This is a genomic window from Polynucleobacter asymbioticus (assembly GCF_018687575.1).
In the GTDB taxonomy this organism is placed as follows: domain Bacteria; phylum Pseudomonadota; class Gammaproteobacteria; order Burkholderiales; family Burkholderiaceae; genus Polynucleobacter; species Polynucleobacter asymbioticus_C.
Window position 1 is genome coordinate 1,682,996 of record NZ_CP061297.1, and the last position, 23,636, is coordinate 1,706,631.

28 protein-coding genes and 1 tRNA gene are annotated in these 23,636 nt (G+C 47.1%); 17 read left to right on the forward strand and 12 right to left on the reverse strand.

Annotated features, from left to right (window positions below; genetic code table 11):
• The 9 genes from AOC19_RS08420 to rapZ all read left to right on the forward strand — a co-directional run bounded on the left by AOC19_RS08420 (position 1) and on the right by rapZ (position 6,463).
• Positions 1-993: a KpsF/GutQ family sugar-phosphate isomerase gene (locus AOC19_RS08420; protein WP_215375963.1), complete on the forward strand. Its 993-nt coding sequence runs from the start codon at positions 1-3 to the stop codon at positions 991-993.
• 36 nt (positions 994-1,029) lie between these two features.
• Positions 1,030-1,602 (forward strand): KdsC family phosphatase, encoded by a 573-nt coding sequence (locus AOC19_RS08425; protein ID WP_215375966.1) that lies wholly within the window; start codon positions 1,030-1,032, stop codon positions 1,600-1,602.
• Between the two features lie 12 nt (positions 1,603-1,614).
• Positions 1,615-2,259 carry an LPS export ABC transporter periplasmic protein LptC gene (gene lptC, locus AOC19_RS08430; protein ID WP_215375968.1) on the forward strand — a complete coding sequence of 215 codons (645 nt, stop codon included), beginning with the start codon at positions 1,615-1,617 and terminating at the stop codon, positions 2,257-2,259.
• Positions 2,256-2,813, forward strand: coding sequence for a lipopolysaccharide transport periplasmic protein LptA (gene lptA, locus AOC19_RS08435; protein ID WP_215375971.1), 558 nt, complete (start codon positions 2,256-2,258; stop codon positions 2,811-2,813). Before lptC ends, lptA begins: the two co-directional genes overlap by 4 nt.
• Entirely contained in the window at positions 2,810-3,577 is a 768-nt protein-coding gene (gene lptB, locus AOC19_RS08440; RefSeq protein WP_215375974.1) for an LPS export ABC transporter ATP-binding protein, read from the forward strand. Before lptA ends, lptB begins: the two co-directional genes overlap by 4 nt.
• 192 nt (positions 3,578-3,769) lie before the next feature.
• Positions 3,770-4,093, forward strand: coding sequence for a ribosome hibernation-promoting factor, HPF/YfiA family (hpf, locus tag AOC19_RS08445; RefSeq protein WP_215375976.1), 324 nt, complete (start codon positions 3,770-3,772; stop codon positions 4,091-4,093).
• Positions 4,094-4,126: 33 nt separating this feature from the next.
• Complete coding sequence (locus AOC19_RS08450) at positions 4,127-4,585, forward strand: PTS sugar transporter subunit IIA (protein ID WP_215375979.1); 459 nt, start codon at positions 4,127-4,129, stop codon at positions 4,583-4,585.
• Positions 4,582-5,571: an HPr(Ser) kinase/phosphatase gene (gene hprK / locus AOC19_RS08455; protein WP_215375982.1), complete on the forward strand. Its 990-nt coding sequence runs from the start codon at positions 4,582-4,584 to the stop codon at positions 5,569-5,571. The genes AOC19_RS08450 and hprK overlap by 4 nt, the downstream gene beginning before the upstream one ends.
• Before the next feature lies 1 nt (position 5,572).
• Positions 5,573-6,463 (forward strand): RNase adapter RapZ, encoded by an 891-nt coding sequence (gene rapZ / locus AOC19_RS08460; RefSeq protein WP_215375984.1) that lies wholly within the window; start codon positions 5,573-5,575, stop codon positions 6,461-6,463.
• On the opposite strand, the gene mutY is transcribed toward rapZ, so the two are convergent.
• Together mutY and mutM are read right to left on the reverse strand one after the other, a co-directional pair.
• The gene (gene mutY / locus AOC19_RS08465; RefSeq protein ID WP_215375987.1) at positions 6,408-7,568 is read right to left on the reverse strand and encodes an A/G-specific adenine glycosylase; all 1,161 of its coding nucleotides are present in this window, start codon (positions 7,566-7,568) and stop codon (positions 6,408-6,410) included. The two genes, rapZ and mutY, sit on opposite strands and share 56 nt — an antisense overlap.
• On the reverse strand, positions 7,553-8,389 hold the full coding sequence (mutM, locus tag AOC19_RS08470; protein WP_215375989.1) for a bifunctional DNA-formamidopyrimidine glycosylase/DNA-(apurinic or apyrimidinic site) lyase: 837 nt from the start codon (positions 8,387-8,389) through the stop codon (positions 7,553-7,555). The genes mutY and mutM overlap by 16 nt, the downstream gene beginning before the upstream one ends.
• A 35-nt stretch (positions 8,390-8,424) precedes the next feature.
• Here mutM and AOC19_RS08475 point away from each other — a divergent pair, with 35 nt between their 5' ends.
• The 6 genes from AOC19_RS08475 (at position 8,425) to pth (ending at position 13,369) form a co-directional block, all read left to right on the forward strand.
• Positions 8,425-9,912, forward strand: a complete 1,488-nt coding sequence (locus AOC19_RS08475) for a lipoprotein insertase outer membrane protein LolB (RefSeq protein ID WP_215375992.1) — start codon at positions 8,425-8,427, stop codon at positions 9,910-9,912.
• A 7-nt stretch (positions 9,913-9,919) separates the two neighbouring features.
• A complete protein-coding gene (gene ispE, locus AOC19_RS08480) occupies positions 9,920-10,795 on the forward strand; it encodes a 4-(cytidine 5'-diphospho)-2-C-methyl-D-erythritol kinase (protein WP_215378247.1) in 876 nt (291 codons plus the stop codon).
• Positions 10,796-10,800: 5 nt separating this feature from the next.
• Positions 10,801-10,877 (forward strand) — tRNA-Gln (locus AOC19_RS08485).
• A 73-nt stretch (positions 10,878-10,950) separates the two neighbouring features.
• Positions 10,951-11,907, forward strand: coding sequence for a ribose-phosphate pyrophosphokinase (locus AOC19_RS08490; RefSeq protein WP_215378250.1), 957 nt, complete (start codon positions 10,951-10,953; stop codon positions 11,905-11,907).
• Positions 11,908-12,043: 136 nt separating this feature from the next.
• Entirely contained in the window at positions 12,044-12,682 is a 639-nt protein-coding gene (locus tag AOC19_RS08495; RefSeq protein ID WP_215375995.1) for a 50S ribosomal protein L25/general stress protein Ctc, read from the forward strand.
• A 90-nt stretch (positions 12,683-12,772) separates the two neighbouring features.
• Entirely contained in the window at positions 12,773-13,369 is a 597-nt protein-coding gene (gene pth / locus AOC19_RS08500) for an aminoacyl-tRNA hydrolase (RefSeq protein WP_215375998.1), read from the forward strand.
• 29 nt (positions 13,370-13,398) lie between these two features.
• On the opposite strand, the gene AOC19_RS08505 is transcribed toward pth, so the two are convergent.
• Genes AOC19_RS08505 through AOC19_RS08525 form a run of 5 tightly spaced genes read right to left on the reverse strand, consistent with a single transcriptional unit; the run spans position 13,399 to position 17,561 of the window.
• Positions 13,399-13,668 carry a YfhL family 4Fe-4S dicluster ferredoxin gene (locus AOC19_RS08505; protein WP_215376001.1) on the reverse strand — a complete coding sequence of 90 codons (270 nt, stop codon included), beginning with the start codon at positions 13,666-13,668 and terminating at the stop codon, positions 13,399-13,401.
• 18 nt (positions 13,669-13,686) lie between these two features.
• A complete protein-coding gene (coaD, locus tag AOC19_RS08510) occupies positions 13,687-14,184 on the reverse strand; it encodes a pantetheine-phosphate adenylyltransferase (RefSeq protein ID WP_215376004.1) in 498 nt (165 codons plus the stop codon).
• A gap of 36 nt (positions 14,185-14,220) precedes the next feature.
• Positions 14,221-14,850 (reverse strand): 16S rRNA (guanine(966)-N(2))-methyltransferase RsmD, encoded by a 630-nt coding sequence (rsmD, locus tag AOC19_RS08515; RefSeq protein WP_215378252.1) that lies wholly within the window; start codon positions 14,848-14,850, stop codon positions 14,221-14,223.
• Positions 14,843-16,189 carry a M16 family metallopeptidase gene (locus AOC19_RS08520; RefSeq protein WP_251368019.1) on the reverse strand — a complete coding sequence of 449 codons (1,347 nt, stop codon included), beginning with the start codon at positions 16,187-16,189 and terminating at the stop codon, positions 14,843-14,845. Before AOC19_RS08520 ends, rsmD begins: the two co-directional genes overlap by 8 nt.
• On the reverse strand, positions 16,176-17,561 hold the full coding sequence (locus tag AOC19_RS08525) for a M16 family metallopeptidase (RefSeq protein WP_215376007.1): 1,386 nt from the start codon (positions 17,559-17,561) through the stop codon (positions 16,176-16,178). Before AOC19_RS08525 ends, AOC19_RS08520 begins: the two co-directional genes overlap by 14 nt.
• A 62-nt stretch (positions 17,562-17,623) precedes the next feature.
• Here AOC19_RS08525 and ftsY point away from each other — a divergent pair, with 62 nt between their 5' ends.
• Together ftsY and rpoH are read left to right on the forward strand one after the other, a co-directional pair.
• On the forward strand, positions 17,624-18,514 hold the full coding sequence (gene ftsY / locus AOC19_RS08530; RefSeq protein ID WP_215376010.1) for a signal recognition particle-docking protein FtsY: 891 nt from the start codon (positions 17,624-17,626) through the stop codon (positions 18,512-18,514).
• A 93-nt stretch (positions 18,515-18,607) separates the two neighbouring features.
• Positions 18,608-19,549 carry an RNA polymerase sigma factor RpoH gene (rpoH, locus tag AOC19_RS08535; RefSeq protein ID WP_215376012.1) on the forward strand — a complete coding sequence of 314 codons (942 nt, stop codon included), beginning with the start codon at positions 18,608-18,610 and terminating at the stop codon, positions 19,547-19,549.
• 19 nt (positions 19,550-19,568) lie between these two features.
• Here the strand turns inward: rpoH and AOC19_RS08540 are convergent, their stop codons facing one another.
• Genes AOC19_RS08540 through AOC19_RS08560 form a run of 5 tightly spaced genes read right to left on the reverse strand, consistent with a single transcriptional unit; the run spans position 19,569 to position 23,631 of the window.
• On the reverse strand, positions 19,569-20,174 hold the full coding sequence (locus AOC19_RS08540; RefSeq protein WP_215376015.1) for an SCO family protein: 606 nt from the start codon (positions 20,172-20,174) through the stop codon (positions 19,569-19,571).
• Between the two features lie 7 nt (positions 20,175-20,181).
• Positions 20,182-21,075 carry a heme o synthase gene (gene cyoE, locus AOC19_RS08545; protein ID WP_215376018.1) on the reverse strand — a complete coding sequence of 298 codons (894 nt, stop codon included), beginning with the start codon at positions 21,073-21,075 and terminating at the stop codon, positions 20,182-20,184.
• A complete protein-coding gene (locus tag AOC19_RS08550) occupies positions 21,072-22,202 on the reverse strand; it encodes a COX15/CtaA family protein (RefSeq protein WP_215376021.1) in 1,131 nt (376 codons plus the stop codon). Before AOC19_RS08550 ends, cyoE begins: the two co-directional genes overlap by 4 nt.
• Positions 22,199-22,858 (reverse strand): hypothetical protein, encoded by a 660-nt coding sequence (locus AOC19_RS08555; RefSeq protein WP_215376024.1) that lies wholly within the window; start codon positions 22,856-22,858, stop codon positions 22,199-22,201. The genes AOC19_RS08550 and AOC19_RS08555 overlap by 4 nt, the downstream gene beginning before the upstream one ends.
• Positions 22,855-23,631 carry an SURF1 family protein gene (locus AOC19_RS08560; protein WP_251368020.1) on the reverse strand — a complete coding sequence of 259 codons (777 nt, stop codon included), beginning with the start codon at positions 23,629-23,631 and terminating at the stop codon, positions 22,855-22,857. The genes AOC19_RS08555 and AOC19_RS08560 overlap by 4 nt, the downstream gene beginning before the upstream one ends.
• Positions 23,632-23,636: the final 5 nt, after the last annotated feature.

A 23,636-nucleotide genomic window follows, 5' to 3' on the forward strand; every position in this document is an offset into this window, starting at 1 on the left:
ATGATAGCTAAGACTCGTGATCGAACCCTAAAGCTTGCACGCGACACCCTCACAATCGAGGCTGCTGCACTGCACACTATGCGTGACCGCCTTGAAGGCGCGAATGCTGACGCCCTGGTATTGGCGGTGGATTTACTGCACTCCTGCAAAGGCCGTATCGTCGTTTCTGGAATTGGCAAATCCGGGCATATTGCCCGTAAGATTGCTGCCACCTTTGCCTCTACTGGCTCTCCTGCTTTTTTTGTTCATCCTGCGGAAGCCAGCCATGGCGACCTGGGAATGGTGACTCGTGATGATGTCTTTGTTGCACTTTCTAATTCTGGCGAGACTGATGAGCTTCTCACCATCGTGCCAATCGTCAAGCGCACTGGCGCAAAACTCATTGCATTGACTGGCGCACCAAACTCTTCTTTAGCAAAGTTGGCGGATGCCCATTTAGACACCAGTGTTGAAAAAGAAGCTTGCCCACTGAACTTAGCGCCAACCACCAGTACAACCGCAGCACTCGCTATGGGTGATGCCTTAGCCGTTGCCTTACTAGATGCTCGTGGCTTTCAGGCTGAAGATTTCCAGCGATCACACCCAGGTGGACGGTTAGGCCGCAAACAACTCATGCATGTCAGCGAAGTCATGCGTAGCTTTGATGAGACTCCTAAGATTGCAATCTCTGCTTCCTTACAAGATGCTTTACTAGAAATGACAGCTAAACGTATGGGCATGGTAGTGACCTTAGATAGCTCAAATAAAGTTGCTGGTATTTTTACTGATGGTGATTTACGTCGCCTTCTAGAGAAGAGTACCAATCTAGATGGTCTCACTTTAGAAAAAGCGATTACTTCAGCACCGCGCACTATTCCCCCTGAACTACTAGCAGAAGAAGCTATTGAGATGATGGAAAAACATCGCATTAATCATTTGGTGGTAACTGATCCAAAAGGCGCATTACTGGGAGCGCTGAATCTCCATGATTTATTTGCTGCCAAAGTAATTTAAGCCCCTTACTTTCTAACAATTTATTGACCCATTTCTATGCCTAGCGCCTTTCATGCCCACAACACTAACCCGCTAAGCCAATATCCACAGGCCTGGGATCGCGCCGGGACAGTTAAACTACTTGTACTCGACGTTGATGGTGTCCTGACGAATGGTCAAGTATTGATTGGCGAGAATGGCAAAGAATCTCTGAAGGCTTTCGATATTCAGGATGGTTTAGGGATTAAGCTATTAGAAAAAATTGGTATACCAACTGCCATCATCACTGGGCGTAGCTCCAAAATGGTTTTGGCTCGCTGTGATGAACTCGGCATCAAACACGTACACATGGGTGTTGAGAATAAAGCAGCGGCCTTAGAAAAAATTCTGCAATCGCTTGGTCTCAAGTCATCTGATTGCGCTGTGATGGGTGATGACTGGCCTGACTTTCAAATGATGAAGTCTGCCGGTCTAAAGATCTGCCCTGCACAAGGCCATAATGCCGTGAAAGAAATAGCTCACTTTGTAACTACTCAAGCGGGTGGTACGGGTGCGGTACGAGAAGTCTGCGATCTGATATTGAAGGCGCAAAACCGCTATGAGGAACTATTAGCTCAGGCGCGCGCTTAAGATCATTTCGCCATGGAACTAAATGCCCAAAAAATCAAACTAAGTATCTGGCGTACATTGTTACGCCTGATGCCATTGATCTTAATGGGCACTCTAACTCTCGTTACGTTTTGGCTGGTCAAGAAAAATACTCCAGCGGAAAAATCGGCTATAGAGCGCGTACGCTTACACGAACCCGACTATACGATTACCAATGGCGCTCTATCTGCCCTCAATGAATTTGGTAATACGAAATACCGAGTGCTGGGCAAGAAAGTGATTCACTATGATGATGACGCTTCTATCGATATAGAAACACCTCGCATACGCTTGTTCCCGCCTGAAAAATCACCGATTACCGTCAAAGCGGATAAAGGCCATTTAGATGGCGATCTAACGATCTTAGATCTCATGGACAACGCCGAAATATTTCGGCCACCTCAGGCTGCTACAGCAACTGAACCGGCAAGACCGCGCATGCTGGCACGCTCTTCCTACTTCAAGGTGCTCATTAACGACGATATTATTGAAACCGATAAACCCATTACGCTTGAGCAAGGAGTTTCTGTAATGCGCTCAACCGATGGCGGCGTATTCAACAATATTGAACAAAGTATGGTGTTATCTGGACAAGTAAGAGGTCGTATCGAGCGTGCTCAACCTGGAGTACAGCCATGAGCTTCTTGCGCAAACTGGCCATGCACTATGGATTGATAGTGGCTTGTTTTATCAGCACTGCTCATGCTGAAAAAGCAGATCAAGATAAGCCGGTTGTTTTGGAAGCGGAAAAAGTTTCTGTGAATGACGTACAACAGGTCTACGAGCTCGACGGTCAGGTACTCTTAACCAAAGGTAGCATTCTAATTACCGGCGATAAAGGCAACATCAAAGTTGATCCTGAGGGTTATGAATATGTTGATGTTCAAGGTAATCCAGAGTCGACCGCCAGTTTCCGACAAAGACGTGAAGGTCCGGCAAATGAGTTTATGCAAGGTCGAGGCCAAACGGTTACCTACAACGCCAAGACTGAGCTCCTGACATTGACAGGGGATGCCAACTTAAAGCGTCTGCACAATATGCAAATCCTGGATCAATTGCGCGGCTGGAAGATCGATTACGACGATGTACTACAGCGCTATCAAGTCACGCCGCCGCCAAATGCTAAAGCAGAGGACCTACCTTTAGCTAGATCGATCCTTTCACCAAGAAGAAAAGCTACACTAGAGAAATGACCACGGATTCCAGCAGCTCTCAAAAGCCAGCAACCCTCAGCGCTCAGCACCTTCAAAAGCGTTATGGATCTCGTACCGTAGTGCGGGATGTATCTGTCGAGGTTCAGTGCGGTGAAGTCGTTGGACTCTTGGGGCCGAATGGTGCTGGCAAAACAACCTCTTTCTACATGATTGTTGGCCTAGTTCCTTTAGATGGTGGCAGCATTCTTTTAGATGGCACGGATATCACCCATTTACCTATTCATGAGCGAGCCCGCATGGGCTTGTCCTACCTCCCGCAGGAGGCCTCTGTTTTCAGAAAGCTGAATGTAGCTGAAAATATTCAGGCTGTATTAGAACTACAAGTGCAGGGCGGCAAACCATTAAGTAAGGCTGAAATAGCTCATCGTTTAGATGAGCTCTTGGGTGAACTCCAAATCAGTCACCTGCGTGACAACCCTGCTCTTTCTCTGTCCGGTGGCGAACGTCGTCGTGTTGAGATTGCTAGAGCTCTAGCCTCCCAACCGAAGTTCATTCTTCTAGATGAGCCCTTTGCTGGCGTTGACCCGATTGCAGTTGGAGAGATCCAGCGGATTGTGCGTTTCTTAAGGGATCGCCAGATTGGCGTTCTCATCACGGACCACAACGTTCGAGAAACTTTAGGTATTTGTGATCATGCCTACATCATCAGCGAAGGCAGCGTGCTGGCAGAAGGCAAGCCAGACCAAATCATTGAGAATGATGCCGTGAGAAGAGTCTATCTAGGCGAAAACTTCCGCATGTAAATATTCAGATTTTTTCGAATATTTATTAAATAAACATGATCTGCCCCCTTGGTTTTCAGCAAAATCGCTGATACGCTGGAGGTTCATGAAGTTCATTTCCGTATAAACAAGTACAACATTACAGGGGCCTGCTGCGCACCCCAAGTAATTATTTGCGCATGCATTTTGTTTTGCTATGAATAGGAGCTGCTGATGAATCTGAAAATTAATAGCCGTCATGTTGAAGTTACTCCAGCTATGCGTTCCCACCTTGAGGCTGGGTTAGCAAAAATTCGCAAACACTTTGACCACGTCCTAGATGCCTCCGCATTTTTAATTGTCGATAACGCCAAAGAGAAAAATCTTCGTCAAGCAGCTGAGATCACTATTCACCTCAAGGGCAAAGAACTTTTTGCTGAAGCACATCACGCTGATCTCTACCATGCAATGGATGCAGTGGTCGATAAGCTTGAACGTCAAGTAGTCAAGCACAAGGAAAAGATCCAAGACCATCATCACGAAAAGCACTTTGAGTGATTCTTGGCGTCAGGACACCTATAATCAACCGACATGAATGCCCTGACCGATCTTTTCGCTTTAGACCGCATTGCCTTAAATAGCCCCGCTAAAAATCGGGCTGAGGCATTTGCGGCCGTAGGACAACTATTTGCTAAGCAGGCGGGACTTGAGGCTGAAGCAATTGTTGGCTTCTTAAATGCTCGCGAGGACTTAGGATCTACAGCTCTAGGTGCTGGCGTTGCTATCCCGCACGGCAGGGTAAAAGGCCTCAAGAGCCCGATTGCCGCATTTGTCAAATTAAAAGATCCGATTGAATTTGCCGCACCCGATGGTGAGGCTGTTTCTACTTTGATCTTTTTGCTCGTCCCTGAAAAAGCGACTCAGCAACATCTAGAAATTCTGTCCTCGATTGCACAACTGCTCTCCGACCAAGATGCCCGCAAATCGCTTGCCTCGGAAGACAGTCCAGAAAAGGTGTGCCAGTTGTTACAGACTTGGGGCTCCGCTTGACAACTCAACCCCTACTCCTTGAGGGAGTCACAGCCCAGCAGATCTTTGATGACAATGTCTCTGACTTGAAGCTTTCCTGGATTGGGGGTCTAGAAGGTGCAGATCGCACCTTTCCTCCAGAAGCTGTTAAGGCGGCTGCAGCCAGCTCAGACTTAGTAGGCCATTTAAACCTCATTCACCCAAGCCGGATTCAGATTTTTGGTGAGCAAGAGGTTGACTACCATGCTCAGTTAGAACAAAAGCAAAGGCAAGATCAGATCTCCAGCTTGATTTCTAAAACGCCACCTTGTGTGATTGTGGCTGATGGGAAAACAGCTGATGCTGATCTGCAACTGTTCTGCCAAAGATCCTCCACTCCGCTCTTTACAACGTCCATCTCGGCAGCCGAGGTGATTGACCACCTACGTACGTACCTCACCAAGATTGGCGCGCCCCAGATCACCAAACATGGCGTATTCATGGACATCTTGGGCTTAGGTGTCCTGATCATGGGTGAATCTGGCCTGGGCAAAAGTGAATTGGGCTTAGAGCTCATTTCTCGCGGCCATGGTTTAGTAGCAGATGACGCCGTGGATTTTGCTCGCCTAGGGCCAGACTACATCGAAGGTCGCTGCCCCGTGATTCTGCGTAACCTCTTAGAAGTTCGTGGGCTGGGTTTACTGGATATCCGCACCATCTTTGGTGAAACAGCTGTGCGTCGTAAATTGAAATTACGTTTGATCGTTCAGCTCGTTCGTCGTAATGATGGTGAATTTGAGCGCCTTCCATTGGAAGCGCAACATATCGATGTCCTGGGCATTCCAATTAGAACCGTCAAAATTCAAGTGGCTGCAGGACGCAACTTAGCGGTTCTAGTTGAGGCTGCAGTTCGCAATACTATTTTGCAACTGCGTGGAATTGATACCTTAAAAGAATTTATGGAGCGCCAACGTTTGCAAATGAATGCTGAGGCAGAGTCCACCAAGTCACAAGGTCGTCTCATTTAATATGCAAATCAATCTGATTACCGGTATTTCCGGCTCAGGTAAATCTGTTGCGCTGAGAGCCTTTGAGGATGCAGGGTATGACTGTGTAGACAATCTACCAGTAGCTTTATTAGCAAATCTGATTGAGACCCTAGAAAAAGAGAAAAGTGATCGAGTGGCAGTGGCAATTGATGCGCGCCGCGGTCAAACCATTTCAGAACTACCTACTATTTTAGAAGCCTTACGGCGTCACCATGATGTACGCATTATTTTTCTGAATGCGGATACCAATACCCTAATACAGCGTTTTTCAGAAACACGTCGCCGACACCCACTCTCTGGAAAGACACAAGAAACACAAGAAACTACTTTGATAGAGGCAATTGATAAAGAGCGCAGCCTGCTTGAGCCATTGCGCACTCAAGCCCATAGCATTGATACCAGCAATCTGCCATCCCATGCGCTGCGCTCTTGGATACAAGACCTTCTAAAAGATAAGCCTCAAGGCCTCACCGTGATTTTTGAATCTTTTGGATTTAAAAAGGGTTTGCCAAGTGAAGCTGACCTGGTCTTCGATGTTCGCTGTTTACCTAACCCCCACTATGACAAAGCTTTACGCCCCCTATCAGGCAAGGATCAAGCTGTCCGAGAATTTTTAGAAAAAATTTCTGAAGTAGTCAGCATGGAAAAAGATATCACTGCGTTTATCGAAAAGTGGTTGCCACACTACATTGCAGACGGACGCAGTTACCTGACTGTTGCGATTGGCTGTACTGGCGGACAACATCGCTCTGTTTATTTGGTAACGCGCCTTGTTGAACACTTCCAAGCCCAGAAAGAGTTAGCAGCACTCCAAATCAATTTCTTGACTCGCCATCGCGAGCTAGACTCAAGCCCTGTAAAAGCAGCTTAATTGGCTGAGGTAGGCCGTATTTACCAAGCTGACGTAAGGGAACCCACTTTAAGTTCTCGCCTGAGAATTTCACAGCATCACTTGAAGTCACATGCCAAATCTGCATCCATAAACGGCGATGCGTAAAGACATGCTTGATCTCTACCCCCCGCTCAATAGATTGACAACTTTTCAAAGCGCTAGAGATCTGTTCATCTGGCAGTACCAGCTGAAATAATTCTTTCGCAGTTAAATTCATTGAATTGTTGGCTGAAGGTTCAGAGATTTTTTCTTTTGCTCTCCACGTAGATTCGGGCAAAGACCATAATCCTCCCCAGATGGCTTTGTCTGGACGCCTTTGTAGCAAAACAGAATTAGCATGCCGGAGTAACAGCATGTCACAATTAAATTCGGGAGATTTTGCTTTAGCCAGCTTACGAGGTAATAACAAAACTTGATCGCTAAGATTAGCCTGACATTCTTTTTCGAACGGGCATTTCTTCTCACCACTCAAGCAGACTGGCTTACGAGAGGTGCACCACGTTGCCCCAAAATCCATCAAAGCCTGTGTGTATACCGGCATATCCGTAGATTTTTTAGGCAGGAGTGTTTTGGCTAGCGACCATAACGCTTCACTCACTACTTTTTCTTGGATGGCGCCATCTATACCAAACAGTCTTGCCAAAATTCGTTTGACGTTTGCATCCAGAATGGGTGCGCGCTCATGAAATGCAAATGCAGCTACAGCACCTGCTGTAGATTTACCGATGCCCTTGAGTTGTTCAAGTAATACCGGATCCTGTGGAAATACTCCCCCAAACTCTTCCATAACTTGCTTGGCGCAGGCATGAAGATTCCGAGCACGCGTGTAATAGCCGAGCCCCGCCCATTCAGCCAAGACATCATCTAATGGTGCAGCAGCCAGCTTCTTCACGTTCGGAAAGCGCCTCATGAAGCGGGGATAGCGCTCCAAAACAGTCGCGACCTGAGTTTGCTGCAGCATGATTTCAGAAACCCATACTGCGTAAGGATCTCGAATACTTTGCCATGGCAAACCTTGGCGCCCGTCCTTGCCATGCCAAGCGATCAGCTTGGTGGCGAAGTGCTTGATCAGCGCTTCTGACATTGGGGGCAAAAATAAGTAGAGCGTTGACCTTGCACTATTTGTTTAATCTGTGTCTTGCAAACCTTGCATGGCCGATCTTTACGATCGTAGACTTTGGTCTGCACCATGAAGTGTCCTGGGTCACCTTCACTATTCACAAAGTCTTTGAGAGAACTGCCACCTGCAGCAATCGCTTTTTTCAAAATCAATCTCACAGCGGCAGCTAGCCGAGAACATTGGGGACGAGTGAGCTTTCCAGCAGCCTTTGCCGGATGGATTCCAGCCTCGAACAAACTTTCAGAACAATAGATATTGCCAACGCCCACCACCGCTTGTCCTGCTAGTAAAAATTGCTTCACGGCAACACTACGCTTGCGTGAGGATTGATATATGACATCCGCGCCAAGCTCACCTTCAAACTCTAGTGAAAACGGCTCCACCCCGAGTTTTTGCAAGAGCGCATTACTCTCAATAGGGCCTTTAGATTTTGGATGCCATAAAACTGCGCCAAACTTTCGGGGATCATGTAAGCGCAAACTGAGCTTGCCAAACTCGAATGTCACACGATCATGCGGCTTCAGGGAATCGCTACCAGGAAGCACTCGCAATGTTCCTGTCATGCCTAAGTGGAGTAATAGATATCCAGTATCGAACTCCATTAAAAGATACTTCCCGCGGCGCTGTATTCCCAATACCTTCTGACCCGAAAGTAAGGCATTGAGATTGCTAGGAACGGGCCAACGTAGGCGACCATCAATAATTTTGACTGCACTCACCCTACGACCCTCTAAATGGGGCTGGATACCCAATCGGGTAACTTCGACTTCTGGGAGTTCTGGCATAAATGAATTGTAGATTCGCGGATTAGAATGTGCTCATGACCAAATTTTCATTCAAGACTTCTTTAAGGGTCTTATTGCTCGCAACTGGACTTGGCTTAGGTCTTTCCTCCAGCTATGCCATTGCCAAAAATAGCAGTCTAGATAGCGGTCAAGCTGTCTTTGAGGTCTTGGCCTCCGAAATCGCCTTACAACGCGGTGAAGCTGGGCTGGCATATAGAACCTACTTGGAGCTCGCCCGCCAACTCGACGATCCCCGCTTAGCGCAAAGAGCGATGGAAATTGCTATCACTGCAGGCGCACCGGAATTGGCGCTGCAAGCAGCTCAAACCTGGGATAGTTTGGCTGGGTCTAAGCAAACTAAACCCAAAGAAGTGCTCGTCACACTCTTAATCTTGAATCAACGCTGGTCCGATGCAGTCAAACCAGCCATCTCCCTTTTAAATCAGCAGACACCGGCGCAGCGTGAAAATACCTTGCTACAGATTCAGTCGCTACTAGCTAAAGCAAATGACGAATCAGAAGCCTTAAGAGCTTTTTATGAAATCGTCTCAACCTTAAAGCCAGAACCAAAAGATCCTGGGCTGCTCTATACCTATGCGATGTCTGCTGAAAAATCCGGACACATCGATGTTATGGAAAAAATTCTGCGAGAAATCTTGCGGAAAAATCCAAATGATGCGAATAGTCTGAATGCACTTGGTTACTCGCTGGCTGATCGCAATCAGAAATTGCCGGAGGCATTCAAACTCATTAGCAAAGCACATCAACTCTCACCTAAAGATGGGTTTATTTTGGACAGCCTTGGTTGGGTGAACTTTCGTATGGGCAAAAATGCGCTTGCGCTTGAGCAACTGCAACAAGCTTTTAATATGAAACCTGAAGCTGATATTGCTGCGCATATCGGGGAAGTCTTATGGGCCATGAATCGTCCAGTCGAAGCAGAAGATATATGGCGTAAGGGGCAGCAGTTAGATGCTAACAATCCCACACTCAAAGAAACCTTGAAGCGCTTGAAGCCGGACTGGTCAGTTGCAGATACGCCCCTCAAAGGCTCATGGGACGGGCGTTTTGCAGTGAAGGTTACTGGTCTCACCGAAGGTAAAAATCAAGGTGGATCAGGTGGATTTACTTTGACTCAAGATGCACTGACTGATGTATTGGAAATACGTAATCCAATGGGTGGATCAATTGCCAAAATTACGATTAAACCTGGTGAAGCAATTCTGGAGCGTGATGGTCAACTCACCACCGCAATTGATGCCGATACTCTCATTCAAGATACATTAGGACTGCCGCTCCCTGCTCGTGGTTTATCAGACTGGTTACGTGGACAGACTCGTCCTGGTAGCAATGCCAGCGTTGAAAGAAATGCAAAAGGGCAAGTGAGCAAAATCACGCAAGATGGTTGGACGTTAAATTACAACTGGAAAGATGCTCGGTACTTAGAAAAACTCACGATGAATCGTAGCTCCAATATCGGATCAATTGATATCCGCTTAGTTTTTGACACTCCGAATGAGTGAAGTGCGAATGATGAGTAATGCGTTAGAACTACGTTGTCCCGCAAAACTCAATCTCTTTTTGCACATTGTTGGACGCCGAGAAGATGGCTATCACCTACTCCAATCCGTTTTTCAGTTGATTGATTGGTGTGATGTCCTCACATTAAAACGTATTCCAGAAAATGTAATTCGTCGCATCAATCCCATTCCTGGAGTCCCTCCTGAGCAAGACTTAGTTGTTCGCGCAGCCCAACTCCTCAAAGAGCACTGCAAAATTGATCAGGGGGTTGAAATCGGCCTTGAGAAAAATATCCCCATGGGCGCCGGTTTGGGTGGGGGCTCTTCAGATGCGGCATCCACCTTAATTGGCCTGAATACACTTTGGGATCTCCATCTCGATATCGCTACGCTTTGCCAACTTGGCCTAAAACTCGGGGCTGATGTGCCATTTTTCATCTTTGGCCAAAACGCCTTCGTTGAGGGGGTTGGGGAGAAATTACAAGCAATTTCCTTGGAAACCCAAGACTTTGTAGTGATCTTTCCCAACCAGGGAATTGCTACTTCTCAGATTTTTCAAGACCCTCAATTGACCCGAGATCACGCTCCGATTACAATAGATGGCTTTCTTGCATCGCCAAGGTCATTTCAGTCAAATGATTGTCAGGCTGTAGCGGCGCAGAAATGTCCTGAAGTGAAGCTAGCATTAGATTGGATTTACAAGGCAGTGCCAAATTCGGCGCCTTGCATGTCCGGCTCTGGAAGTAGCGTATTTGCCGCCTTAGACCCTAAGACGGACACCGCAAATCTGGAAAATCTTCTGCAAAATCTTCCAAAAGGATGGATAGGTCGAATTGTTCGAGGGCTAAATAAAAATCCCGCTTACAATTTGATTTCTTCAGATTGACCTGTAGGGGAATCGCCAAGCTGGTTAAGGCACTGGATTTTGATTCCAGCATGCGAAGGTTCGAATCCTTCTTCCCCTGCCAACTACTGTAGACACGACCAAAAGACATCCATTCGACCCCTACCAAAATTCCAAAATCACCTATGTCCGCCCCAATGAACGCTGATTTACTGACTCTTTTCACAGGCAATGCAAATCCAGTTTTGGCCCATGCGGTAGCCAAAGAGCTCAATCTCCCGATGGGAAAAGCATTTGTTGGTCGGTTCTCCGATGGTGAAATTCAGGTAGAAATTCAAGAAAACGTTCGCGGCAAGAACGTGGTCGTAATTCAATCCACTTGTGCTCCAACGAACGATAGTTTGATGGAGCTCATGATCATGATTGATGCCCTAAAGCGAGCATCAGCAAGCCGCATAACCGCAGTGATCCCTTACTTCGGTTACGCTAGACAAGATCGTCGCCCACGCTCAGCACGGGTTGCTATCTCCGCCAGAATCGTTGCAAACATGCTCCAGTCGGTTGCTGGCGTTGAGCGCGTCCTGACCATGGATCTCCATGCCGACCAAATTCAAGGCTTCTTTGATATCCCTGTGGATAACATTTATGCCTCACCGGTGCTCTTGGCTGATTTAGAAGCTCAGAAGACTAAAAAAGATCTCATCATTGTTTCGCCTGATATCGGCGGCGTAGTTCGAGCCCGTGCCATGGCTAAGCAATTAGGTACAGATTTAGCGATTATCGATAAACGCCGCCCCAAGGCAAACGTATCAGAAGTAATGCACTTAATCGGCGAAGTAGAGGGTCGTCATTGCGTGATCATGGATGACATCATCGATACCGGCGGAACGCTCTGTAAGGCTGCTGAAGCGCTTAAAGAGCGTGGTGCTAAGGGTGTTACTGCCTACTGTACTCATGCCGTGCTTTCTGGCGGTGCTATTGCGCGCATTGCCGCCTCTGAATTAGATGAATTAGTGGTTACCGATACCATTCCATTGACCCCAGAAGCAATGAAAATCGCTAAAATTCGTCAATTGAGCGTTGCCCCTATCCTGGCCGAGACCCTTTCCCGCATTAGCAAGGGTGACTCAGTGATGTCGATGTTCGCTGAATAAGCCAAAAATAGCGTTTCTATCCCCATTTTTGGCAGTTTTGAGCCTTTTCTAGGCAAAAACCACGATTCCCAAGATATAATCAAAGGCTTTTCTGTTTGGTCGCGAACGGAAATTAACCTTAATTTAGGAATTCGATATGAAAGTAGTAGCCTTTGAAAGAAGCGTACAGGGAACGGGTGCGAGCCGCCGTCTGCGCAACTCCGGTAAAACTCCGGGCATCATCTACGGCGGTAAAGACGCCGCAACTGTAATTGAGTTGGATCACAACGCACTGTTCCATGCTCTCCGTAAGGAAGCATTCCACTCATCTATCCTTGATCTCGAAATCGGCGGCAAAGCACAAAAAGTGTTGTTGCGCGATTACCAGATGCATCCATTCAAGCCTTTGGTTCTGCACATCGACTTTCAGCGCGTTTCTGCGACTGAAAAAGTTCACATGCGCGTTCCGTTGCACTTCATCAACGCTGAGACTTCAGCTGCAGTGAAATTGCAAGGCGCTGTAATCAGCCACATCTCAACTGAATTGGAAGTATCTTGCTTGCCAGCAGACTTGCCAGAGTTTATTGAAGTGGACCTGAACAAGATTGAAGTTGGTCATGGTATCCACGCTAAAGATATCGCGCTACCAAAAGGCGTGAGCTTGGTATTGCATATTGAGCAAGAAAACCCAGTATTAGCTAATGCACGTATCCCAGCAGTGAAATCTGCCGATACTGAGCCTGCTCCTGCAGCTGCTGCGGCTCCTGCTGCTGAAGCACCAAAGGACAAAGCTTAATTATTTAAGCCTTATCTTTGCGACAGAGGAAGCCCGCTTACAAGCGGGTTTTCTTTTTTGCAGAAATACTTTTATCCTTAAGCACTCATCATGACTAAATTAATTGTTGGCCTTGGCAACCCAGGCGAAGAACACCTAGAAGATCGGCATAATGCTGGCTTCTGGTTTGTTGACGCCCTTGCCAAACAATTGAACACACGCTTTGAAACTGAAAAGCGATTTCATGGGAAAGTTGCAAAAGCTAAATGGGAAGGCGAAGATCTCTTCTTGCTTAAGCCCAGCACTTATATGAATCTGAGCGGTCAGGCTGTGGGGGCGCTATGCCGCTTCCACAAAATTACACCCAAAGATGTTCTGGTAGTGCAGGATGAACTCGATCTCAAGCCCGGTACTGCTCGTATCAAACTCGGTGGTGGCACCGGTGGACATAACGGTTTAAAAGATATTCAAGCTCACCTAGCAACACCTGACTATTGGCGCCTGCGCTTAGGCATTGGTCATCCACGCGATCTCGCGGCAGAAGGTGCACGAGTGATGGATGTTGCAGACTATGTACTGAGAAGACCTTTGCAGGCCGAACAAAAACAGATTGATGCCAGCATCGAAAACGGCTTACAGATTCTGGGTTTGTTTATGAAAGGCGATACTCAGGCAGCCATGCTGGAACTTCATTCAAAAACGAACTAGGGCCGATATCGACCACCTATCCGCAGGCTCTACTTATTAGCTAGTGCTTTTTTGGCAGCAGTTAGGGTTTGATACTTCACCATTAACTGCGTCTGATTTTCTGGAAACGCAGGGTTCAGTGGAATGCAGTCAACAGGACATACCTGCTGACATTGTGGGGCATCGTAATGACCTACACATTCAGTGCACTTATTGGGATCAATCTCATAGATCTCTAGACCCATGTAGATTGCATCGTTCGGACATTCTGGCTCACACACATCGCAATTGATGCATTCGTCCGTAATCATTAAGGCCATCCTGTTTTCCTGCCAGCCCTACGCTTTGCTTTGCTTAGTAGCAGCAATCTTATTAACCAGCCATTTTTCTACAGACGGGAATACAAACTTACTCACATCCCCACCCATCGAAGCGATCTCGCGAACAAAGGTTCCAGAAATAAATTGGTACTGGTCTGAAGGCGTCAGAAATAGTGTCTCAACATCAGGTAATAAATAGCGGTTCATACCAGCCATCTGAAACTCGTATTCAAAATCAGAGACTGCGCGTAAACCACGCACAATGACTCGTGCATTATGTTCGCGGGCAAAGTCTTTTAATAAGCCCGTGAAACCAACAATCTTGACATTGGAATAATGGCCTAGAACTTCTTTAGCAATCTCTATGCGCTCATCTAGAGTAAAGAAGGGGTGCTTGCTACGACTATCAGCAACACCAACAATGAGCTCGCCAAAAATGCTTGAAGCACGGCGCACCAAGTCCTCGTGACCACGAGTAAAGGGATCAAATGTTCCAGGGTAAACAGCTACAGTCATAACGCTCCTAAGGCTTTTTCAGCTACAGGCAAGAGTTTAGTCCCTTCTAGAGCGAAATAGACAAGCTTTTACCTGACCAGCCTCTAGGTACTTCCTACAATACCAATCAGGTACTAGGGCCTCAATCTGCTCTCGAGGGCGATGAGCCGGAAACTCCACATAAATTCCCCCACCTGCACTGTCATCGCAGATACGGGCCGCCTCTACAAGCGCTTGATTTAATAAGCCCTCCTCCTGAAAGGGTGGGTCTATAAAGATCAAATTGCTGGAGCGATCGGCCTGTTGCTTTAAAAACTCCAAACTATCTCTGTGCAAAATCTGCACTACTCCTGGAACAGGAGACGACTGGAGCAAGGCAAAATTAGCCAAGAGCTTGGCATGCGCTTTCTTGTCTTTTTCTAAAAGAGTTACTGAATACGCCTGTCGTGATGCCGCCTCAAAACCTAAGGCACCAGTACCAGCAAATAAATCTAAGCAATTCAAGCCCACCAAATCCTGGCCAAGCCAATTAAACAAAGTCTCACGAACGCGGTCAGTACTTGGGCGTAGGCCAGGCAAATCCATCACACTCAATAAACGACTGCGCCAAATACCGCCAATAATGCGGATTTTTTGAGGGGGCTCGGAACGCTTAACTAATGAAGCGGACTTTACTGGTTTATTTATTTTTAGCTCCTAAGACCACAATCTTCATGCGATCCATAGCCAAATTCCTCTGGAATGCGGCCTTCACTTGCTCTAGGGTAACTGCTTCCACTTGCTTCGTCCAAACCTCCATCGTATCGAGAGGTAAATTATTCCAAGCAATAGATGACACGTTATCGAGCAACTTACGGTTGTTATCAATTCTCAAGGGGTAGCCATTTACTAAATTCGCTTTGGCGGCATCGAGCTCAGATGGGGTCGGTCCATTGGCAATAAATTGAGAAATCGTCGAGCTCATGACATCGAGCGCCAAAGCAGCCTGGTCACTCTTAGTTTGCAAGCCTGCTTGAAAAATTCCTGCATCTTTTCCAGGGGCAAAGTAGCTGGACACACTATAGGCAAGACCTCGTTTTTCCCTAACTTCTGACATCAGGCGTGATACAAAGCCACCACCACCCAAGACATAGTTCCCTACTAGCAATGGAAAGTAATCAGGATTACTTCGGGTGACCGCAGTCATGCCCATAGCAATATGCGCTTGCTGAGAATCAAATGGAATGATCACTTCACGTTGACTGAAAGGCTCGACAGGTGAGCGCTCAAACTCTGGCAACTTAGCTATAGGAGATCCAGACTGAGGTACTCTTTGCAATAAGCCCTGAACGATTTCTACAGCTTCAGTCTTAGTGACATCACCTACGATGCTGACGATCATGCGATCGCCACGATAAAACTGTTTATGAAACTGCTGCAGGTCAGTAGCACCAATATTAGCGATGCTTTGCACCGTTGGAGAATTGGCTAATGGATAGTTACCGTAAACCGATTTTCTAAAACGACGATCCAGAACTGACTCTGGCTTGGTCTGCGCCTCTTGCAATGCGGTTGTCATTCTTTGCTTCTCACGCGCCAAGATCTTGGCATCGTAGGTGGGCGCACTCAACATGGCTGATGCTAATTGAACGGCACGATCGCGTAGATCTTTACGGCTCAAAGTCCGAATCCGCATAATGGCACGCTCACCACCAACAGAAACGCCGAGGTTTGCACCTAAGTCAGCAATCTCATCAGCAATCTGAGCCTCGCTCAATAAACCCCTCTCTGACCTAGCGCCATAGTTCATCAGGCGTCCAGCCACAGTAGCTAAACCACTCTTGACAGCTGGATCATAGCGATCACCTGCATCAATGCTGATTTCAATATCAATCATCGGCAGGGCTTTGGTTTGAACCAAATAGGCTTGTGCACCCTTGAAAGAGTCTAACTTTTCAATGGGTAATATTGCCTGAGCAGATGCCATCATTCCAACCACCAATGCGATTGTCATGCTGGCTTGCTTGATCAATTCATTTAGCAGCACGATTATCTCCTTGCTTATTCTCGCCCGACTGGCGAGCCTGCGGATCTAATACGGCAACAGTCAAACCTTCATCAACTAAATATTTTTTTGCAACAGCCTGGACTTGCGCAGGGGTAATGGTCTGCATCTTTTCTAGCATCACATCAATATCTCGCCATGAGAATCCTGCCATCTCTGTGCTACCAATTTCCATTGCCTGACCAAAGATTGAATCGCGCTTATAGATTTGATCAGACAGAATGCGTACCTTAATACGCTTGAGTTCCGACTCCAGAATTCCTTTATCACCAACTTCTTTTAAGGCTTTCCGAATACTACTCTCGGCCTGCTCTACTGTTTTGCCTTTAGCCATACTGGTACTAATTAAAAATAGTTCTGGCCCTCTCGAGATCATGTCGTAACCAACACCCACATCATTTACTACACGCTCTTGCTTCACTAGAGTGCGGTTCAAACGAGCATTGTCATAACCATCCAGCACCGCAGCCAGAAGTTCTAGTGCATACGGCTCATCATCGTCTAGCTTACCCGGCTGTAGCTTGGGAACCTTCCATGCCATTGCCAGCTGCGCATTATCTGCAGGTGCCTTGACTTGCACGCGCTTAATACCTTTTTGCACAGGCTCAATCTGTGGCTTGCGATCTGGCAACTCTCTTGCAGAGGCAACCCCATAATATTTTTCTACTGCTTTCAAAATGGCTTTAGGATCCACATCACCTGCAATCACCACTGTTGCATTGTTTGGTTTGTACCAGCTGCGATACCAATCACGTGCATCTACAGCTTTCATATTCATGAGGTCATTCATCCAACCCACTACCGGATGACGATAAGGCGAGCTCATGTAAGCAGTAGCCATGAGTGATTCATTCAGAAGGCTACTAGGGTTGTCTTCAGTACGTAGACGACGCTCTTCCATCACCACCTGAATTTCTTTCAAAAACTCAGCATCATCAAAGTTGAGGTTGGACATTCGATCGGCCTCTAGCTTCATCACCTCATCTAACTTGGATTTTTCAACTTGCTGGAAATAGGCGGTGTAGTCACGGGAGGTAAAAGCATTTTCTCGACCACCAACTGCAGCGACTAAGCGAGAAAATTCCCCCGACTTCACTTTGTTAGTGCCCTTAAACATCATGTGCTCGAGTACATGGGCAACCCCAGTTTTACCGTTGACCTCATCCATGGAGCCAGCACGGTACCAAACCATATGCGCAACCGTCGGAGCCCGATGGTCCTCACGCACAATCAACTTAAGACCGTTAGAGAGTTGAAACTCGTGTGTATTTGCTTGACCTACGTCTGTGGCTGCCCAGGCACTGGGGCAGCAAAGTATGAAATAGAAAGAAAAGCGTAATAAAGTGGAGCGCATCTGTAAGATCACCTATCCCAAGAATTAAATTGATAAGATGCAAGGATTAAATTGTATCGATTATGTTCGGCCTACGTAAAACCCTCGGATCCCTATTCAAATCCAATCAGACTGATGAAGCCTGGTTTGATGCCCTAGAAGAATCGCTCATTCTGAGTGATGTGGGCCTACCCACGACCGAACAACTGATCAGCAAACTTCGTAAGGCTGCCAAATCAGAAAAGGCTAGTAGCCCCGAAGACTTGAAGCAACTACTCATTCAAGAGGTGGCAAGTCTTCTGCAGCCTTTGGAGCCAAAGCCCAATCCTTTGTACGTGCATGATCAAAAGACCATGCCAGAGGTGTGGCTAGTTATCGGCGTCAATGGTGCAGGCAAGACCACCACTATCGGCAAGCTGTGCAAACTCTTTCAGTCGCAAGGCAAATCCGTCTTGCTAGCAGCCGGAGATACTTTCCGTGCAGCAGCTCGTAATCAACTCCTGGAATGGGGTGGTCGCAATCAAGTGGACGTCATCATGCAAGAGAGTGGTGATGCTGCAGCGGTCGCGCATGATGCTATTCATGCGGCGATTTCCCGTAAGAGCGACATACTGATTATTGATACTGCTGGAAGGCTCGCGACTCAAGACCATCTCATGGAAGAGTTGAAGAAGGTTAAAAGAGTCATCGGCAAGGCCCTTCCCGGGGCGCCTCACCAGACTTTGCTCGTTCTTGATGGCAATACCGGTCAAAACGGTTTAAGCCAGGTAAAAGCCTTTCATGCCGCTTTAGGGCTTTCCGCTTTAATCGTGACTAAATTGGATGGTACCGCTAAGGGCGGGGTTATCTGCGCCCTCGCCCACACCCTGAATGATGGGCCAAAACCCGCAGTTTTAGCCCTAGGCAAAGGTGAAGGAATTGACGATTTGGCCCCCTTCACTGCCACCCAATATTCTTCTGAATTATTCAATTAAATCAGTTACTTACAGAAGTAAAAAACCATTAGCACTCTCTTGACAAGAGTGCTAAAATAGAAACTTATTAATACCAAAATATATAAAAAGAAAATGGTTCAAAAGAAAGCATACAAACCGCAATTGCAAGCAAGGCAAACTCTGCCAGCAGCGCAGACTGCTGCGGCTTCGCTTGCCTTTCCGATGCTGCCTTCCCTTGGGGTCGGTACGCTCGACTCTTATATCTCGTACGTAAATCGCGTGCCCATGCTGAGCGCTGCAGAAGAACTGCACCTCGCGCAGGAATTTCGTCGCACTGAAAATGTCGATGCTGCGAAAACTTTAGTTCTCTCACATCTCCGCTTGGTGGTGTCGGTTGCACGTCAATACTTAGGCTATGGCATTCCACACGCCGACCTCATTCAAGAAGGCAATATTGGTTTGATGAAAGCCGTAAAACGCTACGACCCCAACCAAGGTGCACGCTTAGTCTCTTACGCAATCCATTGGATTAAGGCGGAGATTCATGAGTACATCCTCAAGAACTGGCGCTTAGTCAAAGTAGCGACAACTAAAGCACAACGTAAGTTGTTCTTTAACTTACGTAGCAACAAACCTACTCTAGCTGCTCTAACACCAAATGAGGTTGAGGCTTTAGCTAAGGCTTTAGATGTCAAAGGCTCCGACGTGAAAGAAATGGAAATGCGTCTGGCTGGGGGTGATGTTGCCTTAGAAGGCGATGACACTGATGATGATTCAGCTTATGCACCGATTCAGTGGCTAGCTGATAACAGTCAAGAGCCTACTGAGATGATGGCTGCCGCTGCAACCGATGCTTTGCATGGTCCACAGCTTGATCAAGCGCTCATGGCCTTGGATGAGCGTAGTCGCAACATTGTGCAGTCCCGCTGGCTGGCAATGGATGCAGATGGCAATGGTACGAAGACATTGCATGATCTCGCTACTGAATATGGCATCTCTGCAGAGCGTGTTCGCCAGATTGAGACTGCTGCCCTTAAAAAGATGCGTGGCCTCTTGCGAGCTGAGGCTGCTTAAGCAGCCCTCTCTGCAACTTTTACTTCAGTAGTTCTCTCAAGTCTTGCGCCAAGGTATCAGCACCTTGCGCATGCTTGATATAGAGGCGTAAACGTCCCTCTGGATCAAAAGCATAACTTCCAGCTGTGTGATCCATGGTGTATGAACCCGGGCTTGTACCAGGTACCTTCTGGTAATAAATCTTAAAGTCCTTGGTCACTTTTTCTAAAGCTGCTTCATCAGCCGGACGCAAGCCCAAGAAGCGTGAATCAAATGCAGGCACATACTGCTTTAAGATGCTGGCGCTATCTCGCTCAGGATCGACGGTGACAAACAATACTTGTACCTTATCTGCCTGGGGACCCAATATGCTCATGACCTGCTGCATCTCTGTGAGAGTTGTAGGACAAACATCTGGACACTGCGTATACCCAAAGAACATCACCACTGCTTTACCTTTAAAGTCAGCCAAAGTCCTGACTTTGCCATCGGGATCAAGCAGACTAAAGTCAGTGCCAAATGCCTTGCTACCAGTAATGTCGACATTTTTGAAACTCGGCTTGGGGCTGCAGGCTAGCAACGCTACACCAATGAAAGACAGCATCAAGATGCGGGCGAGACGGATGGAGAATGTAGATAAATTCATATTCATCTCAAATGAAATAATGATCGATTAATAGCGCTGCAAACAGTAGAGACAAGTACGTAATTGAAAAACGGAAAGTCTTTTTCGCAAGCTCATCACTATAGGAAACAAATAGAGCAACAACATAAGCTAGGAATATCAGACCCAGAATAATTGCAGAGATTAAATACACTAACCCGCTCATACCGTAGATGTAAGGCAGCAAAGTGGCGGCAATCAAGATTAAGGTGTAAAGCAAAATATTGAGTAGCGTAAAACGTTCGCCATGAGTCACCGGCAACATCGGCAAACCACTTTGCACATAATCATCACGACGATACAAAGCAAGTGCCCAGAAGTGTGGCGGTGTCCAAACAAAAATAATGAGCACCAAGAGCCAAGCTTCGGCAGAGAGGCCATTAGTGACGGCAGCCCAACCTAAGGCGGGTGGCATAGCACCAGAAAGCCCACCAATCACAATATTCTGTGGTGTGGCAGGCTTCAGTAGCCAGGTGTAAATCACGGCGTAACCAACAAAGGTAGCTACGGTGAGCCACATTGTTAATGGATTACAGAATTTCCACAAAATGACCATTCCCAAGCTACCGAGAACGATCGAGAAAATAGTAATGTGTAAAGGCGTGACTTCGCCAGTTGCAGATGGCCTCCAAGAGGTACGCTTCATTTTGGCATCGACGGCCTGCTCAATCAAACAGTTCATCGCAAATGCTGCGCCTGCCAACAACCAAATACCGACAATGCCACCAATCAGAACTGGATAGGGAACCATGCCAGGGGTAGCCAAGAACATCCCGATCACTGCGCAGAAGACTGCCAGCTGAGTAACGCGTGGCTTGGTAAGAACCCAGTATTGACGCCAACGTGGCATCACTACAGGCGCGGAGGAGGTGGGGCTGCTCATAATGATTTAACCATCTTAATATGAATGGGGGCACTCCAGGCAGACCATTGAGTCAGGCGAACCAAACAGAAAACCAGCGCAGCAGAGCCAGCGGTATGCATTAAGGCAGCAAGGAGCGGCCACTGAAAGACTACATTGGAAATGCCTGTCAGAGCTTGAAGAATCAATAAGCTGAGTAATAGTTTGGCAATTCTACCCATTCCAGATAATTGAGAATTGCTTAACTGGAGAGCGCTGGCTCCCAAAAGACCGAGAGCTGTTACGGCAACTACAGCAAATACACGATGTGCCCAGTGAATCGTTTGTAAGGCGACAGGAGAAATAGATTCACCTTGAGCATTCAGTCCTAGGGCACGCCAAAAAGTGAAGCCCTCATGCCAATCTGTCTCTGGAAAAAACGTTCCCATGCAGGTCGGAAAATCTGGGCAGGCTAATACAGCGTAATTCGTACTTACCCACGCACCTAAAAAGATTTGAATGCACAAAGTTGCTGAGGCGAGTAGGAGCAACTTTGCAGAAAGCGGCTTACTCTGAATGCGAAGAGCCGAGGAAGCTTTCTCTTCCCAGTCTTGCTGCGCATAAATCGTTAAACAAGCCAGCAACACTAAAGCCAGCATCAAATGAATAGTCACGATGATAGGTTGCAATTTAAGTGTGACTGTCCAAGCACCAAACGCACCTTGAATACACACTAAAACTAACAAGCCAAGGCTACCTAGTAGAGGATTTTTTTCCAAGCTGCGCAACTTGCTCCAGGCTACTGCCACCTGAATCAAAATCAAGGCTCCGACTGTCATTGCTAAATAGCGATGAATCATTTCTATCCAAGCCTTCATGACTGTGACGGGGCCAGTAGGCATATTCGCTTCAGCTTGCTGTATCTCACCGATTGCATGCCATGGATTTGATGTGCCATAGCAACCTGGCCAATCTGGGCAACCGAGACCAGAGTCCGTAAGGCGGGTAAAGGCACCAAACACAATCAAGTCGAAGGTCATAAAGACTAAAACCCAATTGAGCTTTTGGAAAAAGTTATAAGTCGGTCTAGTCCAGAGATAAACCAAAGGTAGTCCCGCAAAAATAATTGCAATTGCAGCTAACTCAGCGAGCAATAACAAACTACTCATTGCAATTTTTCGCCCTTGCGATTGAGGCGCAACAGTTTCTCGAGATCCTTTTTGATGCTGCCAAACTCTTTCGGAGAGTTTGTCACTGGAAAGAACATCATCTTGGCTGGGCTTGGGTCAATCAACTGAATCTTCTGACCTGCGCCATCGCGATTAAGCCAAGCATCAAATTCAGCCTTCAGCTGAGGGTCTGTTGGCAAACTGAGGATCTGAAATCCTGCCGTTTTTTGATCGTAGGCCAGCAATACCTCTGGATCAATTGGCTTTCCGTCTGTATTCACCCAAACTAATTGAACACGACTACTTTCGCGACCAACTGCGATGCGCAACTGGCGCATCAGAAATAAGGCCTCAAGACAAGATTCGTTTTTAATAGTGCATTCACCAGCCGGCCTCGCCACTAGCAAGGTCCACTTTCCATTAAAAGGAATATCAAACCATGCGGGGTTTACTTCTTGAACAGGTTGAACCAGGGTCCCGAAGTTCGTTTTTCCACCCTCCGGCTTAAAAACGTAATACGCCAAGTAGGAGGCGATCACTGGTGCGGCGCAGGCAAGCAACAACAGCAGCATCTGAATACGGCCACGTCGAGTTTGTGCATTAATCGCAGATGCATCTGTTTGTGATGCTGGAATCAATAGCTCTTTATCACTCACCCTTTATCTCCATTCGCAGCAAGCTCTCGCCGATATTTCATGAGCCCATTAATGAGCCAAAATAAAAACCCAGTAAATGCTAAAGCAAACCACTGGAATGCATAAGCATAATGGCGATCGACTCCGTTCGTTGGGGAAGGCCAATTTCTGAGTAAACCATCCTCTTTCGAGGAGCCAGACTCTCGAACGATGAAAGGAAGTTGCTGCCATTGATGAGTCTGAGCTTCAAGACCCAAATCAAAATTTTGCTCAATCCGAGGACTTGATTGCGTAGCGTCCTTTTTGCCCAACTCATAAACCCTTCCGGGGTGAGGGAAAGCAACTCCCTCAATAGCCACCTCGTTACCCACGGTTTTCACTGAGGGTAACTCAACGCGATTTTCGCCATTGCGAGGTGCCCAACCACGATTAACCCAAAGCACAGCCTCCTGACCATCCAATTTCATGGGCATCATCACATAAAAGCCTGATTGCCCAGATCCGCCAGTAGCACCCTCTGGAATCGGCTTGGGGCGGTTATCGAGCCAAATAGCCTCATCTGGCATAAAACGCCCCCGGGCAAGAATCCGGCGTTCTGTAGCCTGCTCTAAGCTCAAGCTGTCTGTGTTGGCATTGAGAATGGGCATTTGGAGTTTGGCTGCTAAAGACTGGCCCAAACGAATCTTTTGGTCTGCTCGATTTAACTGCCAGATACCAGCACCACAGCCCACTAAAATCACCAGAAGGGCTGATAAAGTAGCGACTATACGACTAGTAATTAAGCTAGAAAACATATTCA

What these genes read in the sequence shown, in the direction of transcription:
- AOC19_RS08490 (WP_215378250.1), top strand. Translation starts at nt 10,951, where the DNA reads ATGAACGCTGATTTACTGACTCTTTTCACAGGCAATGCAAATCCAGTT.
- AOC19_RS08425 (WP_215375966.1), top strand. Translation starts at nt 1,030, where the DNA reads ATGCCTAGCGCCTTTCATGCCCACAACACTAACCCGCTAAGCCAATAT.
- lptA (WP_215375971.1), top strand. Translation starts at nt 2,256, where the DNA reads ATGAGCTTCTTGCGCAAACTGGCCATGCACTATGGATTGATAGTGGCT.
- AOC19_RS08550 (WP_215376021.1), bottom strand. Translation starts at nt 22,202, where the DNA reads ATGAGTAGTTTGTTATTGCTCGCTGAGTTAGCTGCAATTGCAATTATT.
- cyoE (WP_215376018.1), bottom strand. Translation starts at nt 21,075, where the DNA reads ATGAGCAGCCCCACCTCCTCCGCGCCTGTAGTGATGCCACGTTGGCGT.
- hpf (WP_215375976.1), top strand. Translation starts at nt 3,770, where the DNA reads ATGAATCTGAAAATTAATAGCCGTCATGTTGAAGTTACTCCAGCTATG.
- mutM (WP_215375989.1), bottom strand. Translation starts at nt 8,389, where the DNA reads ATGCCAGAACTCCCAGAAGTCGAAGTTACCCGATTGGGTATCCAGCCC.
- ispE (WP_215378247.1), top strand. Translation starts at nt 9,920, where the DNA reads ATGATGAGTAATGCGTTAGAACTACGTTGTCCCGCAAAACTCAATCTC.
- rpoH (WP_215376012.1), top strand. Translation starts at nt 18,608, where the DNA reads ATGGTTCAAAAGAAAGCATACAAACCGCAATTGCAAGCAAGGCAAACT.
- AOC19_RS08505 (WP_215376001.1), bottom strand. Translation starts at nt 13,668, where the DNA reads ATGGCCTTAATGATTACGGACGAATGCATCAATTGCGATGTGTGTGAG.
- AOC19_RS08495 (WP_215375995.1), top strand. Translation starts at nt 12,044, where the DNA reads ATGAAAGTAGTAGCCTTTGAAAGAAGCGTACAGGGAACGGGTGCGAGC.
- ftsY (WP_215376010.1), top strand. Translation starts at nt 17,624, where the DNA reads ATGTTCGGCCTACGTAAAACCCTCGGATCCCTATTCAAATCCAATCAG.
- AOC19_RS08560 (WP_251368020.1), bottom strand. Translation starts at nt 23,631, where the DNA reads ATGTTTTCTAGCTTAATTACTAGTCGTATAGTCGCTACTTTATCAGCC.
- coaD (WP_215376004.1), bottom strand. Translation starts at nt 14,184, where the DNA reads ATGACTGTAGCTGTTTACCCTGGAACATTTGATCCCTTTACTCGTGGT.
- rapZ (WP_215375984.1), top strand. Translation starts at nt 5,573, where the DNA reads ATGCAAATCAATCTGATTACCGGTATTTCCGGCTCAGGTAAATCTGTT.
- lptB (WP_215375974.1), top strand. Translation starts at nt 2,810, where the DNA reads ATGACCACGGATTCCAGCAGCTCTCAAAAGCCAGCAACCCTCAGCGCT.
- AOC19_RS08475 (WP_215375992.1), top strand. Translation starts at nt 8,425, where the DNA reads ATGACCAAATTTTCATTCAAGACTTCTTTAAGGGTCTTATTGCTCGCA.
- AOC19_RS08450 (WP_215375979.1), top strand. Translation starts at nt 4,127, where the DNA reads ATGAATGCCCTGACCGATCTTTTCGCTTTAGACCGCATTGCCTTAAAT.
- lptC (WP_215375968.1), top strand. Translation starts at nt 1,615, where the DNA reads ATGGAACTAAATGCCCAAAAAATCAAACTAAGTATCTGGCGTACATTG.
- AOC19_RS08540 (WP_215376015.1), bottom strand. Translation starts at nt 20,174, where the DNA reads ATGAATTTATCTACATTCTCCATCCGTCTCGCCCGCATCTTGATGCTG.
- AOC19_RS08525 (WP_215376007.1), bottom strand. Translation starts at nt 17,561, where the DNA reads ATGCGCTCCACTTTATTACGCTTTTCTTTCTATTTCATACTTTGCTGC.
- mutY (WP_215375987.1), bottom strand. Translation starts at nt 7,568, where the DNA reads ATGTCAGAAGCGCTGATCAAGCACTTCGCCACCAAGCTGATCGCTTGG.
- AOC19_RS08420 (WP_215375963.1), top strand. Translation starts at nt 1, where the DNA reads ATGATAGCTAAGACTCGTGATCGAACCCTAAAGCTTGCACGCGACACC.
- pth (WP_215375998.1), top strand. Translation starts at nt 12,773, where the DNA reads ATGACTAAATTAATTGTTGGCCTTGGCAACCCAGGCGAAGAACACCTA.